The organism is Brotocaccenecus cirricatena, assembly GCF_020687045.1.
Lineage (GTDB): Bacteria > Bacillota > Clostridia > Oscillospirales > Oscillospiraceae > Vescimonas > Vescimonas cirricatena.
The window spans coordinates 1-13,760 of record NZ_JAJEPW010000066.1; the positions used below are offsets into that span (position 1 = coordinate 1).

A 13,760-nucleotide genomic window follows, 5' to 3' on the forward strand; every position below is an offset into this window, starting at 1 on the left:
CCGTTTTCGCTCAGCGAAAACGGGGGCCTCTTTGACTGTCTCAAATCAGGGCTCCATGTTGCGGATCTCCTCCAGCAGGGCGTCCAGGCTGTCGCGATCCAGGGTCTGGGGCTTGTCCTCCGGCTCCTCCGGGGCTTCCTCCGGGGTTTGGGGAGTGGGTTCCTCCGGTTCCGGGGCAGGCTCCGGTTCAGCCGGAGTTTCTTCTGCCGGGGTCTCCTCCGCCGGGACTTCCTCCTCTGGCCGCGTGACAGCCTCCGGGGCGGGGGCTTCCTCTGGCTCCGGTACAGGTTCCGGCACGATCACCGGGGGAACCGGCGTCTCCTCCGAAGCGGCGGGGGCTTCCTCCGGCTCCGGTACAGGTTCCGGCACAGACTCCGGCGTTTCCGGTACAGATTCCGGCTCCGCCGGGGACTGGGGCGGCTCCATCTGGGCCGGATGGTCCGGCAGACGGCGGCGGCTGCGGGCAATGCCCACGGCCCGGCCGATAAAGAACAGCAGCACCAGCAGAATCACCAGACCGGCGGCCAGAATGGCGTACATGGGGAGCCAGCGGTTCAGGGGCAGGTCCACCGGGGCGCACAGGGCCGTCCACAGGTCCCGGAAGGGGCCGGGCTGGGTCTGCGGCTCCTCTGGAGTGGGGTCCTCCGGCTCCGGCTGGCCGATCTGGGGCAGGGTACCGGCAAAGGCCGGCATCCGCACCACATGGACCGTATAGTCCCGGGTGGTGCCGTCCTCGGCGGTGCAGGTGACGGTCAGCAGGTTGTCGCCCTCCTTCAGGGACGCGTCAGGCTGGGTAACGCCCAGGGCCTTGCTGTCCCTGGCGGTGGCGGAAAGGGAGATTTTGGAGGTCTCATAGGGGACATACACGGCGTATTCCGTGATTTCCGGGGAAAAGGCCGGGGACAGCTGCCCCGTGGAGGGGGTCAGCTCCGACAGGGACGCGTCGCTGCTGAGAGTGACGTTGGGGTCCGGCTGCCGGGTGACGGAGATGGTGTATCGCCGGGAGGCCCCGTTGGCAGCCGTAACGGTCAGCACCACCGTGTTGACGCCCACGGACAGCTGGTTGCCGCTGACGGATACATCGGCCCCGCCATCGGCGGCCCGGTAATCCAGGGGCAGCCGGGACACGTCATAGGGTACGGTGACGCTGTATTCCGTGGTTCCGGCGGAGAAGGCCGGAGACAGGGCATAGTCCCCGCAGGACAGGCCCGCCAGATTGGCGTTGCCGGAGGGGGGCGCGGCCACGCTGGCCGCCCAGGACGCGTCGTTCAGGGACTGGTCGCTGTTGCCGTCGGTGGCCACAATGTCGGTGATGGTGGCGCTGACCCGGGTCCCGGCGGCCACGCCGGACTTCACCTGGAAGGTGACGGCCAGCACAGCGGCGCTGCCGGTGATGGGATTGGACAGGGACTGGTCATAGGCCAGCAGGTTGCCGCCGCTCATATCCACGGACCAGCTGGAGCCCACCAGCTGGCGGGTGCCGGTAAGGGTCAGGGCGCTGCTGTCGTAGTGCAGCACGGCGGTGATGCCCTGGATGTTGGAGCCGCTGACGGTGAAGGTGACGGTGACGCTGTCACCGGCCCGGACGCTGCCGGAGCCGGAGAAGCTGGCCCCGGCGGCCTCCGCCGTTACCGGAGCCAGGCCCCACAGCAGCAGCGCCGCCAGCAGGCCCGCCAGGACGGATGAAATTCTCTTTCTCATGGGTCAAGCCCTCCTGCTCAGTTGGGTTGGATGGTGCCCCGGCCCAGCAGATACGCCTGCAGCCGGATCATGTCGGTGATGGTGACCTGGCCGTCGCCGTTCAGGTCCGCCGCCTGAAGGGCAGCGCCGGTGAGGGTGTTTTTGCCCAGCAGATGGGCCTGCAGCCGGACCATATCGGTGATGGTGACCCGGCCGTCGCCGCTGAGGTCGCCGGTGACCACGGTGGTCAGGGTCTGGAGGGTCTGGCCGTCCCGGGCATAGGTGACGGTCATGCCGGTGCCCACAGGGCTGTCGCCCTGGACCGGCAGGGTGATGTAGTCGCTGGGGGACAGGCCCGCCAGCAGCTGCCGGGCGGTGGTGCCCACGGGGATGGCCCGCAGATAGCCGTCGGCGATGCGGTAGGCCCCGGTGGTGATCTCCTGGGGATAGCTCTCCACCGTCTTGGCCTCAAACTGGGCGGTGAAGGTGACGTTGCCGGAGATGGTCATGCCGCTGGTGTAGCCCTGCCAGCCGGTGAAGGTGTAGGTATACTGGCTGTCGGCGGGGCGGACCGGGGTTCCGGCGGGCTCGGGGATGGCCTGCCCGGCGGCCAGCTTCCCCTGGGCATACACGGAGCCGTCATAGTTCAGGAACTGATAGGTATACTGCCCCTGATAGTGGGCATAGAGGGTGATGTTGCTGGCCCCGGTGGTGCTGTTGGCGGTGATCTGCTGGCCGCCCTCCGGCTGGGTGAACCAGCCCACAAAGGCGCAGCCCTCCTTCACCGGGGTGGGCAGGGTGCCGTATTTCTGACCGGCGGAGACCAGGCGGGTGCTCTCGGAGCAGGCGCCGCCGCAGGGGTCGAAGGACACCACATAGGAGCCGTCGGTGACATAGAACCGGGATTCCAGGCGATAGTTGTCCCCGGCGGTGTTTTCTGCCGCGATGACCAGGGTATAGCCTCCCACTCCCAGCCGGGAGAAGGCCACGGCGTCGTCCAGCCGGGACAGGTCATAGCTCTTGGCATTGGGGGAGGCGGTGGCGGGAGTGATGGCGTTGGCGCCGTTGGAGCGGAGGATGGACACCGTCACCCTCCGGATGTTATAGGAGTTGCGCAGGGTGCCCCGGAAGGGGAAGCCCGTCTGCCCCACCGTCAGGGTGGAGTTCACCGTGGGATAGGACGCGCCGTCCAGGGTCCAGCCGGCCCCGGCCAGGGCCAGCTGCCATTGCAGGGCGGTTTCCGACAGCATCAGGCGGCCGCCGGCGGCATTGGAGGACACGGACAGATAGGCGCCGGTGCCCCGGTTTTGCAGGGAAAAGCCGCTGTTATACACGGCGGCCTTCCACAGCTGGCCCTTGTCCGTGGACGCCTTGGCCAGGGTGACGCCGTTTTTACCGGCGGTGAGCCGCAGGCCGTTTTCCTGGCAGGTGATGGTATAGTAGCCGCTGGCGTGATAGTCCAGGCGGAACTGCTGATTTTTGCCGCCGGTGACAGCGTTCAGGGTCAGGCCCGAGGAGCTGGGGGTGGCCGTCAGGCTGCTGTTGGCGGAGGAGCGCAGCTGATACACGCCCTCGCCCACCGTTGCGTCCTTGAAGCCGTAGTCCGCCAGCATCACCTGGGCCTTGGCGGGCTCATTGATCCGCAGGCGGGCGTATACGCCCAGCTGCACGTCACCGGAGTTGCCGTCGTAATACTTCAGCACCTTGCCGGTGACGCCGTACTTGTCGGCGGTGGGGCCGGTCATAACGCCGTAGGAGTCTGACTGAGGCTCCCGCACGGCGCCGCTTTCGTTGTAAATGGCCTCGATGAGCTGGGCCTCAGGCTGATTGGCAAAGCCGCCCAGAGCGTCGAAGGCCCGCATAATGACGCCGGTGGCGCCGCCCCGGCCGTCGCTGCTGGAAAAGCCCGAGGAGCCGCCCACTCCGTGCTGCACGGCACGGGACCAGAACACGTTGCGCAGGGCGATACTGTAGTTATCCATGTCGAACCCCGGCACGGCGGACTCGATGGACCGGACGATGGGGTCATAGTAGCTGCGGCGGACATAATTCCGCTGCACCCGCATAAAGCCGTCGCTGTCCTCGTTGGCCAGGGCCCGCCAGGTGGCGTCGAAGCTGGAGCCATAGCCCCCGTCGGCCTCGTAGGCGGCGGCCAGCCGGTTGCCGATGGAGCGGTAATATGTATCGGAGGAGGACTGACACCACCGGAAGAAGGCCCGGGGAATGTCGCTGCGGCTGGAGAACTGATACGCGCCGTAGGACTTGCCGCCTGCGTCGCCGGAGCCGGAGGAAATGACCCCCGGGCCGCTGGCCTCGAACCGCTGGCTCAGGGTCCCCAGCAGCTGCTCCTCCTGGTCGTCGGCGGCGGTGGCTGATGTAAATACCGGCAGGATCACCGGAAGGGCCGCCAGCAGCAGCGCCAGGCACAGCAATATACTCGTTCCTCTACGCATGGTTTTCATCGTATCACCCCGTTGCAAGATATGTTATAAAAAGCAGACACTGTGTCGTATTCAGTAATAGTATAGCACTGCGGGGGGCGGGGTGTCCACCGGAAAGAGTCGAATTTTCCAACAAATTAGCATATGAAGTGGACAAAAATTTTTGTGGTATGAAAAAGCGCAGCATAAAATTGCCCCCTCCGGCCGGGCCGGAGGGGGCAATGTATGCTTTTATGCGCCGCACAGGGGCCGCAGGGCCTCCAGCAGCCGGTCGTTGTCCCGGGTGTCCCGGACGGCCAGGCGGAGATACTGCTGCCCGCCCAGCTTGGGAGACAGGTCCTTCACCAGGATGCAGCGGTTCACCAGCAGGTCCCGGGTGATGGCCCGGGCGGACAGGCCGCCCAGCAGCTCCACCATGAGATAGTTGGCCTGGGACGGGATCACCCGCAGGTTGGGGAGCTTCTCCAGCTCCCGGCGGAAGCGGGCCCGCTCGGCCCGGATCAGCTCCAGGGACCGGGCATAGTCCTTCTTATACTTCTCCTCGATCTGCATATAGAACTCGGCAAAGGAGTTGATGTTCCAGATGGCCACGTCCTTTTTCAGGGCGGCGATCAGGTCCTGGTCGCCGGAGGCCAGGACCCCCAGCCGCAGGCCGGGGACGCCATAGGACTTGGAGATGCTCTTGACCACATACAGCCTCCTGTACCGGTCCAGCAGGTCCTGGCGGATGAAGGTGTTGTCCGCCTCGTCGGCAAAGTCGGCAAAGGATTCGTCCAGGATCAGGCGGATGCCCTTCTCCTGCGCCCAGTCCGCCAGGCGCAGCACGTCCGGGGCGGGAATATAGTTGCCGGTGGGGTTATCGGGGTTGATGAGCACCAGGTTGTCGATGTCCTGGGGGCCGAAGAAGGCCATCAGGTCGTCAGCGGTGTACCGGAAGTCCGGGCCCGCCGGGGTGAAGCAGACGTTGGGCCGGTCCTGATAGCGGTTGGGGTACTCCTCGAAGGTGGGGCGGATGAAGCCGGTGACCCCCTCCAGCCGGGCCATCAGGGCCTTGATCAGCTCCGCCGCGCCGTTGCCCACCAGGATGTTCCGCTGGTGGACGGCGAAGTTCCTGGCCGCCAGCAGGGCGTTCACCCGCATGCCGGAGGGATACTGGGTCAGCAGGGGGGTGAAATTGGCCTGGATCTCGTCGATCAGCCGCTGGGGCGGGAAATAGGGGTTCACCAGATAGCAGAAGTCCAGCAGCTGGGGATAGCGCCAGTAGCCGCCGTAACGTCCCTGCATGAGGCTGACCCGGAGGTCCGGGTCCTGGGCGAACATGGAGGAGGCAATGTCCAGGTCCTGGATGTCGTCGATCTCGTACCACAGCTGGCCATTCAGGCGCTTGGCCCGGATCTCCGGGTCGTCCAGCATGGCGATGACCCGCAGCACCTGCTCATAATACTCGTTGTTGCCCAGGGCCTTGGAATAGGCCTCCAGGAAGGGAACATAGTGGGTCCGGGAGAAGTGGCGGCCGAACTTGTAGATGTTCACGGTCTTGTAGTATTCGTGGGCCTCTTCAAACCGGAAATTCTTGCTGGGGACGAAGGAGGCGATGCTGTCATCGGGCCCCAGCTTCACGCAGGTGCCGTCCATCCAGCTTTCGTACTTGTCCACCAGGGCCAGGGTCTCCCGGGGGTCGTCCAGCAGCTGGTCGATGACGGCGTCCTCGAAGATCAGATCCGACTCAAACAGCAGGGTATCGTCCTGGCACAGATAGTCCTTGGCCAGGGCCAGGGAATAGATGTTGTTGGTCTTGTCGTAAATGGGGTTCTGGACATAGACAATGGGCGTCCGGATGCCCAGGGTGTCGATATATTTCATGAGCTTTTCGCCCTCATAGCCCACCACGATGACGATGCGGGACAGATGGCGGCTTTCGATCTGATGGAGCATCCGGTCGATCAGGGCCACCCCGTTGACCTGCACCATGCACTTGGTCCGGTCCTGGGTCAGCTCCTTCAGCCGCTTGCCCATGCCTGCTGCCAGTATGATTGCCTGCATATGGATCTCCCCTTTTTCTTTCAGAGATTTGACGTTTTATTATACCCCATGCGGCCCGGATGCGCAATGGGTACGAAGGAAAAATGCGCGGCGGGCTTGCTGCTTATTGGGGACTTATGCCCGCTTCCAGCGGACGCCGCCGGGGACGTCGGTGATCTCCACGCCCTGGGCCTTCAGCTCATCGCGGATGCGGTCGGCCTCGGCGAAGTTTTTGGCCTTCTTGGCGTCGGCCCGGGCCCGGATCAGGGCCTCCACCTGGGGATCCTGGCCGCCGTCCTCGCAGACCACGGTGAAGCCGCCGGCGGCGGGAGCCGCCGCCTGGGTCTTGCGCAGGGACGCCGCCTTCTCCGTCAGCTTCAGGCCCAGCACCTGGTCGAAGCTGTCCAGAGCCGCCAGCTTGGTGGCGTCGGTGGTCCTGGCCTTCAGCACGTCATAGAGCACCGTCACCGCCATGGAGGTGTTCAGGTCGTTGTCCATGGCCTTGGTGAAGCGGGCCTTCAGCTCCTCCAGAGCCGCCGGGTCCACGTCTCCCTTGCCGGGGGTCAGGGCCGCGATTTTAGAGAGCAGCTTGTTATAGGCCGCCACGGCGTTGTCCAGATTCTCCCAGGTGAACACCAGGCTCTTGCGATAGTGGCTTTGCAGGCAGAAGAAGCGATAGGCCAGGGGATCATACCCCTTCTGCTCCAGCAGGGACACGGTTAAAAACTCGCCCTTGGACTTGGACATTTTGCCGCCCTCGGTGTTCAGGTGGGCCACATGGCACCACTGGGGGCACCAGGGATGGCCCAGATAGCTCTCGGACTGGGCGATTTCGTTGGTGTGGTGGGGGAAGGCGTTGTCGATGCCGCCGCAGTGCAGGTCCAGATACTCGCCGTTGTACTTCATGGAGATGCCGGAGCACTCAATGTGCCAGCCGGGATAGCCCACGCCCCAGGGGGAGTCCCATTTCAGGGCCTGGTCCTCGAACTTGGACTTGGTGAACCAGAGGACGAAGTCGTTGCGGTTGCGCTTGTTGGTGTCCTCCTCCACGCCCTCCCGGACGCCCACGGCCAGGTCCTCCTCGTTGTGGTCGTTGAAGATATAGTACCGCTCCAGCTTGCTGGTGTCGAAATACACGTTGCCCCCGGCCACATAGGCATAGCCGGTGTCCAGCAGGCGGGTGATGATCCTGATATAGTCGTCAATCAGGCCGGTGGCGGGCTGGACCACGTCGGGGCGCTTGATGTTCAGCTTGCGGCAGTCCTCGAAAAAGGCGTCGGTGTAATACTGAGCGATCTCCATGACGGTTTTGTGCTCCCGCCGGGCGCCCTTGAGCATCTTGTCCTCGCCCTGGTCGGCGTCGGAGGTCAGGTGGCCCACGTCGGTGATGTTCATGACCCGGTTGACGCTGTATCCGGCGTAGCGCAGGTATTTCTCCAGCACATCCTCCATGATATAGCTGCGGAGGTTGCCGATGTGGGCAAAGTGATACACCGTGGGGCCGCAGGTGTACATCTCCACATGGCCGGGGGTGTGGGTCTTGAACTCCTCTTTCCGATGGGTGGCGGAATTATACAGATACATGGTGTGTTCTCCTTCAATCGTCAGTTTTCGATGGCAAACAAAAAGCCTCCCATGCCCAGGGGCATGAGAGGCGATGTCTCGCGGTTCCACTCTCGTTTGTCGCTTGAGGGCCTTTGACGCAGGCCATGCGGCGGGCTTCCACATCCCGCGCGCTCCCGGACGCACCTTCTGCCGCACTCCGCAGGACGGCTTGCAGCCGGTGGCCGTCCCTCTCTTGCCGGAGCTGCGCGGCATACTCTTTCCGATCGTCGCGCTGTTCGATTGGCTATTATTATAGCGGCTTGGGCCCGGCGTGTCAATACCGGCGGATGACGGCGGCCACCTTGCCCAGAATCCGGGCCTCCCGCCCGTCGATGGGCTGATAGGCCGGGTTTTCCGGCAGAAGCCAGACTTCTCTCCCCTGCCGCTTCAGGCGCTTCACCGTGGCCTCGTCCCCCAGCAGGGCCACCACGATCTCGCCGTTGTTGGCGGCGGGCTGCTGGTGCACCACCACCAGGTCGTCCGGCAGGATGCCGGCATTCAGCATAGATTCGCCCCGGACCCGCAGGGCGAAATACTCCCCGTCCCGGCCGCCGGTGTCGAAGGTCAGGTAATCCTCGATGCACTCCTGGGCCAGAATGGGGGACCCGGCGGCCACATTGCCCACAATGGGCACCTGGTTCTCCTGGGGCGCCTCCGTCAGGGTCAGGGCACGGCCCTTTCCGGCCTGCTTGCCGATGACGCCCAGCTCCTCCAGGTGCTTCAGGTGAAAGTGCACCGTGGAGGGGGACTTCAGCCCCACGGCCTCGCCGATCTCCCGCACCGAGGGGGGATACCCCTGGTCCTGGATGGCCTGGACGATGTAGTCATAGATTTTCTGCTGCATTTTGGTCAGCTGGGCCATGATGTCCGCTCCTTTACCGGGTACTTTTTTCGATTATATCACAGAAAATCCGGGTTTGCAACAGATGTTCGAGGATTTTTCCTGGGATTTTCTGAGGGCGGAAAATTTCAATTTTTCTCTTGACAGAACCAAGCAGTATATGGTAATATGACAAAGCTGACGATTTCGCGGAGGGCGCATGCGGGTGTAGCACAATGGCCAGGGCACCAGCCTTCCAAGCTGGGGATGCGGGTTCGATTCCCGTCACCCGCTCCACTTTTTTATGCGCCAGTAGCTCAGTTGGATAGAGCAACTGCCTTCTAAGCAGTAGGCCAGGGGTTCGAGTCCCTTCTGGCGCGCCACTTCTTTACTGGAGCATGTCGTCCGGCGTTCCTTGCGGTTCTATATGGTGGGTGTAGCTCAGTTGGTTAGAGCACCGGATTGTGGTTCCGGGTGTCGAGGGTTCGAGTCCCTTTACCCACCCCACTGAATATCAGGGATTGGGAGCGATCCCAATCCCTGATTCTTTTTCCACACAGGGGTGTAGCCAAGTGGTAAGGCAAGGGACTTTGACTCCCTCATCCGCTGGTTCGAGTCCAGCCATCCCTGCCACGCCTTTCCGGATGGCCCCATCCTTTTTTCATATGTGCCACGCTCCGTTAGCTCAGTCGGTAGAGCACCTGCCTTTTAAGCAGGGTGTCCGGGGTTCGAATCCCCGACGGGGCACCAAACCAAAACCCGCGTATCCGCAGTGGATACGCGGGTTTTTGCTGCGTATTTTACGCCAGGAAGCCCTTGAGGATGGTCTCCTCGGCCTCCTCGGGGGTCAGGCCCAGGGTCTCCAGCTTCAGCAGCTGGTCCCCGGCGATCTTGCCGATGGCGGCCTCGTGGATCAGCTGGGCGTCGGGACAGTTGGCGGTGATGGCCGGAACGGACTGGATGTGGGCGGCGCCCATGATGATGGAGTCGCACTGCACATGGCCGAAGCACTGGCTGTTGCCCACCATCACCGGGCGGAACACCTGGCGGGAGCCGTCCTGGGCCACGGAGCGGGAGATCACCCGGCCCCGGGCGTCCTTGCCGTTGAGCTCGATGGTCATGTCGCTTTCCGCGGTCTGGTCCCCGTGGGTCAGCAGGCGCTCCGTGACTACCACCTCGCTGCCGGCCTCACAGTAAAACCGGGTGTCCCGCAGGGTGGAGTCGATGCCCCGGATCTGGACGGTGTCCATCTGCATGGTGGAGTTCTCCCCCAGATACACGATGGTCTGGGGATTCATCACGTTTTTGCCGGTCTCGCCCTGGGCGTCCTCGCCGTAATGCTTCTCCGTGTAGTGGACCCGGCAGTTTCTGCCGATGTGGAAGGTGTGGATGCCGTCATGGCGGCTTTCGTCGCAGCCGGAGTTGTGGATGCCGCACCCGGCCACGATGTTCACGTCGCAGTCGTCGGCCACATAGAAGTCGTTGTACACCATGTCGCTCATGCCCGTCTGGCTGATGATGACGGGGATGTGACAGGTCTCGCCCTTGGTGCCGGCCTTGAAATGGATGTCGATGCCGGGCTTGCCGTCGGCCCGGGGGTCGATGGCGATGTGCTCCGTGGACTGCCGGGCCTCGCAGCCCATGTCCTTGCGGATGTTGAAGGCCCCGGCGGGCTTTCCGGTCAGGTCGGCGATTTTTTCCAGCAGTTTTGCGTCGATCTCGGTGATCATGAACGGGCCTCCTCTCGATTCAGCACCGGGCATCCGCCCAGGGTGTCCGCCAGGATCAGCGGCAGAATTTCCTCCGTGGTGCCCCGGTGGGCAATGCGTCCCCCGGCGATCACGGCGATCTCGTCGGCCAGCTGGATGATCCGCTCCTGGTGGGAGATGATGATCATGGCGGCCTGATGCTCCCGGTGGATCTGTTCAAAGGTCTCCGTCAGCCGGGCGAAGGACCACAGGTCGATGCCCGCCTCCGGCTCGTCGAAGATCATCAGACTGCCCCGGCGGGCCAGAATGGTGGCGATCTCGATGCGCTTGACCTCGCCGCCGGAAAGGGACACGTCCACCTCCCGGTCCAGATAGTCGTTGGCGCACAGGCCCACCTTGGTCAGATAGGCGCAGCACTGGTCCTTGGTGAGCTTGTCCCGCCCCGCCGCCAGCCGCAGCAGATCGTGGACCGTGATCCCCTTGAACCGGGGCGGCTGCTGAAAGCCGTAGCTGATGCCCAGCCTTGCCCGTTCGGTGATGGACAGCCCGGTGATGTCCCGGCCGTTATACAGAATGCGGCCGGAGGTGGGCTGGACCAGGCCCATGATGATCTTGGCCAGGGTGGTTTTTCCGCCGCCGTTGGGGCCGGTGAAAACCATCAGCCGCTGGTCCGGAATGGTGATGCTGATGTCCCTGAGAATGTCCAGCTCCCCCTCGGGAGTGGACACGCGATAGCAGATGTTTTGCAGCTCCAGCATGGAACAGTTCCTCCTTTGGGGAAAAATCCCCTCACAAAATGATAATTTTAGCAGATTCTTCCGAAAAATGCAATCCATTCATAACCACTTTCTGCCCCTGACCCGCAGCCGGTGTCAAATGCTTGCAATCTGCCTGGAAAAGCGGTATAATATTGGGACTATTATCAAAGGCGACGATGGTAAAGGAGACTGTTCATGGATAAGACCCTGTTGTTCATTGTCAATCCCCGGGCGGGCAAGACCAAGTCCTCCGCCCCTCTGTTTGACGCCGTGGCCACCTTCGGCCGGGCCGGGTACCTGGTGCGGGTGATGCTGACCCAGGCCGCCGGGGACGCCGCCCGCTTCGCCGCCCAATGGGGCGGGGGCTATGACCTGGTGGTGTGCGCCGGAGGAGACGGCACCCTCAACGAGACGCTGTCGGGCCTGATGCAGCTGGAAAACCGCCCGCCGGTGGGCTATCTGCCCAACGGCAGCACCAACGACTTTGCCGCCAGCCTGCGGATCCCCTCCTCCGTGCAGCAGGCGGCCCGGGCGGTGGTGGAGGGCACCCCCCATCCCCTGGACCTGGGGGCCCACAACGATCGGTATTTCTCCTATGTGGCCTCCTTCGGGGCCTTTACCAAGGCGTCCTACTCCGCGTCCCAGGAGACGAAGAACGCCCTGGGTCACTTTGCGTACATTCTGGAGGGCATCAAGAATCTGGACTCCCTGCGGCCCTACCGCTGCGGGGTGGAGGCCGACGGCGAGTCCTTCGACGGGGACTTCATCTTCGGTGCGGTGTGCAACTCCACCTCCCTGGGGGGCCTGGTGAAGCTGGACCCCAAGCGGGTGCACATGGACGACGGCATGTTCGAGCTGATCCTGCTGCGGATGCCCAAAACCGCCCTGGACCTGCAAAACCTCATCACGGCCCTGAACCGCATGGACTATGACTATCCCGGGGTGATCTTCCGCCACGTCCGCAGCGTCACCGTCACCACCCGGGAGGACATCCCCTGGTCCCTGGACGGCGAATACGCCCCCTCCGCCCCCCGGGTGGAGATCCGCAACCTGCACAGCGCCGTGCAGCTGATGATCCAGGACGACGAATAACGCTTCGCCCCTGCCGCAGCGGCAGGGGCGATTTTTATACGATCTATACGATTTGCAGCCGGTGGCAGCGGCGCATGTGCAAGTGCGCAAATTGCGAGCTTTTATACACGGGCGATTTCACAATATCATGTTGACGTTTCGTTTTGAATATGGTAATATACCGACACAGTGTCCGGATGAAAAGCTGTAAATTGTGCGTTTAGTAGAAAGTGAGGAGTCAAAATATGAAGCTTATAACCAAACTGATTCTGCTGGGTGCTGCGGTGGTTCTCTTGCTCTTTTTGGGTTCCACGCTTGGCTTTTTGGGCTTTGGCCTTATGTCAACCGATTTGATGTATGGCCCTGTTCTGTATTGCACGCTGGTGCTGGCGGTGCTTATACTGTGCTGCACCGGCATCATCGTCTCCCATCTGAAAAAAGGAGATTCCTCCCATTCGGAGGAGTCGGACGACGAATAACGCTTCGCCCCTGCCGCAGCGGCAGGGGCGATTTTTATACGATTTGCAGCCGATGGCAGCAGTCCGGGGCCAGCAAAGTCTCCAGCTCCGCACGGAAGGCGGGATAATCCGCCTCCGGCACCATGCACAGGGCCGTTCCGGCGAAGCCGCCGCCGTGTACCCGGGCGGCTCCCCGGCCCCGCAGCAGGCGGCGGCACAGGGCCAGGGTCACGGCCAGCTCCTGGTGTCCGGCGGCCCCCTCCGGGGCGATGTTCTGCAAATATTCCCAGGAGGAGCGGCCGGAGTCGTTGACCAGGGCCAGGAAGCCCTCCGTGTCGCCGTTTTCCAGAGCCTGCACCTGGCCCAGCACCCGGCGGTTCTCGTCGAACACATGGATGGCCCGCAGCACCGCCCGGTCCCCGGCGGCCCGGCGGACCTCCGGCAGGCGGCGGTAAAATTCCGCCTCCTCCACCTGGCGCAGGACCTCCGCTCCGAACAGGCGGCACACGGCCCCCAGCTCCCGGGGGATGGCGGCGTATGCCTCGGTGAGTCCCGCGTGGTCCGCGCCGCTGTCCACCACGCACAGGACGCACCCGGGCAGGGCGGCGTCCAGCCGCCGCACCAGCGGGGCGGCGGGGTCCCGGAAGTCCATGAACACCAGCCCGCCGGTGCTGCTGGCCAGCTGATCCATCAGGCCGCAGGGCTTGCCGAAGTACACGTTCTCCGCCCACTGGCCCATCCGGGCGATGTCCGGGGCGGTCAGGCTGTTCCCGGCGAACAGGGCATTGCCTATGCGGCCCAGCAGCACCTCAAAGGCGGCGCTGCTGGAGAGGCCGGAGCCCGGCAGCACGTCGGACTCCACCCATGCGTCGAAGCCCTGCCAGAGGATGCCCCGCCGGGCAAAGGCGGCGGCCATGCCCCGGACCAGGGCGGCGGTGGTGTTCCGCTCCTCCTGCCGGGGGGACAGGTCATCCGGGGCCAGCTCCACCGGCGCATACCCCCGGGAGAACACCCGGACCACGCCCTCTCCGGTGGGCCGCACCCGTGCCCGGGCGGTGCGGTCAATGGCCGCCGCCAGCACGCAGCCGTGCTGATGGTCCGTGTGGTTACCCCCCAGCTCCACCCGGCCGGGGGCGGAAAAAGTCAGATACTCCATACGCTTCTCCTGCATACAAAAATCGGGGGACGCGGCTGCG

Annotated in this window: 10 protein-coding genes and 5 tRNA genes; 7 read left to right on the forward strand and 8 right to left on the reverse strand. The window is 63.8% G+C overall.

What is annotated here, in order from left to right:
* Positions 1–45 precede the first annotated feature (45 nt).
* The 5 genes from LKD37_RS14685 to lexA all read right to left on the reverse strand — a co-directional run bounded on the left by LKD37_RS14685 (position 46) and on the right by lexA (position 8,610).
* Complete coding sequence (locus LKD37_RS14685; RefSeq protein ID WP_302929877.1) at positions 46–1,701, reverse strand: cadherin-like beta sandwich domain-containing protein; 1,656 nt, start codon at positions 1,699–1,701, stop codon at positions 46–48.
* Positions 1,702–1,718: 17 nt separating this feature from the next.
* Positions 1,719–4,142, reverse strand: coding sequence for a VgrG-related protein (locus tag LKD37_RS14690; protein ID WP_302929878.1), 2,424 nt, complete (start codon positions 4,140–4,142; stop codon positions 1,719–1,721).
* Between the two features lie 210 nt (positions 4,143–4,352).
* Positions 4,353–6,164: an aminotransferase class I/II-fold pyridoxal phosphate-dependent enzyme gene (locus LKD37_RS14695; RefSeq protein ID WP_302929879.1), complete on the reverse strand. Its 1,812-nt coding sequence runs from the start codon at positions 6,162–6,164 to the stop codon at positions 4,353–4,355.
* A gap of 114 nt (positions 6,165–6,278) precedes the next feature.
* Positions 6,279–7,727: a cysteine--tRNA ligase gene (gene cysS / locus LKD37_RS14700; protein WP_302929880.1), complete on the reverse strand. Its 1,449-nt coding sequence runs from the start codon at positions 7,725–7,727 to the stop codon at positions 6,279–6,281.
* Positions 7,728–8,022: 295 nt separating this feature from the next.
* Complete coding sequence (gene lexA, locus LKD37_RS14705) at positions 8,023–8,610, reverse strand: transcriptional repressor LexA (RefSeq protein WP_302929881.1); 588 nt, start codon at positions 8,608–8,610, stop codon at positions 8,023–8,025.
* A 180-nt stretch (positions 8,611–8,790) separates the two neighbouring features.
* On the opposite strand from lexA, the gene LKD37_RS14710 reads away from it, so the two are divergent.
* From LKD37_RS14710 to LKD37_RS14730, 5 genes are all read left to right on the forward strand, one after another.
* A tRNA-Gly gene (locus tag LKD37_RS14710) sits at positions 8,791–8,865 on the forward strand.
* Between the two features lie 9 nt (positions 8,866–8,874).
* Positions 8,875–8,951: transfer RNA gene (locus LKD37_RS14715), tRNA-Arg, on the forward strand.
* Positions 8,952–8,998: 47 nt separating this feature from the next.
* Positions 8,999–9,075: transfer RNA gene (locus LKD37_RS14720), tRNA-His, on the forward strand.
* Between the two features lie 51 nt (positions 9,076–9,126).
* Positions 9,127–9,201, forward strand: a tRNA-Gln gene (locus LKD37_RS14725).
* Positions 9,202–9,242: 41 nt separating this feature from the next.
* Positions 9,243–9,318, forward strand: a tRNA-Lys gene (locus LKD37_RS14730).
* A gap of 50 nt (positions 9,319–9,368) precedes the next feature.
* Here the strand turns inward: LKD37_RS14730 and LKD37_RS14735 are convergent.
* Positions 9,369–10,295 carry a SufB/SufD family protein gene (locus LKD37_RS14735; protein WP_370686876.1) on the reverse strand — a complete coding sequence of 309 codons (927 nt, stop codon included), beginning with the start codon at positions 10,293–10,295 and terminating at the stop codon, positions 9,369–9,371.
* Positions 10,295–11,035 (reverse strand): ABC transporter ATP-binding protein, encoded by a 741-nt coding sequence (locus LKD37_RS14740; RefSeq protein ID WP_302929883.1) that lies wholly within the window; start codon positions 11,033–11,035, stop codon positions 10,295–10,297. The genes LKD37_RS14735 and LKD37_RS14740 overlap by 1 nt, the downstream gene beginning before the upstream one ends.
* 195 nt (positions 11,036–11,230) lie before the next feature.
* Between LKD37_RS14740 and LKD37_RS14745 the strand changes: the two genes are divergently transcribed.
* Together LKD37_RS14745 and LKD37_RS14750 are read left to right on the forward strand one after the other, a co-directional pair.
* On the forward strand, positions 11,231–12,127 hold the full coding sequence (locus tag LKD37_RS14745; RefSeq protein WP_302929884.1) for a diacylglycerol/lipid kinase family protein: 897 nt from the start codon (positions 11,231–11,233) through the stop codon (positions 12,125–12,127).
* A 224-nt stretch (positions 12,128–12,351) separates the two neighbouring features.
* Positions 12,352–12,585 carry a hypothetical protein gene (locus LKD37_RS14750; protein ID WP_302929885.1) on the forward strand — a complete coding sequence of 78 codons (234 nt, stop codon included), beginning with the start codon at positions 12,352–12,354 and terminating at the stop codon, positions 12,583–12,585.
* A gap of 34 nt (positions 12,586–12,619) precedes the next feature.
* On the opposite strand, the gene LKD37_RS14755 is transcribed toward LKD37_RS14750, so the two are convergent.
* Positions 12,620–13,760 (reverse strand): galactokinase (locus tag LKD37_RS14755; protein ID WP_302929886.1); only part of this gene is annotated, 1,141 nt, incomplete at its 5' end.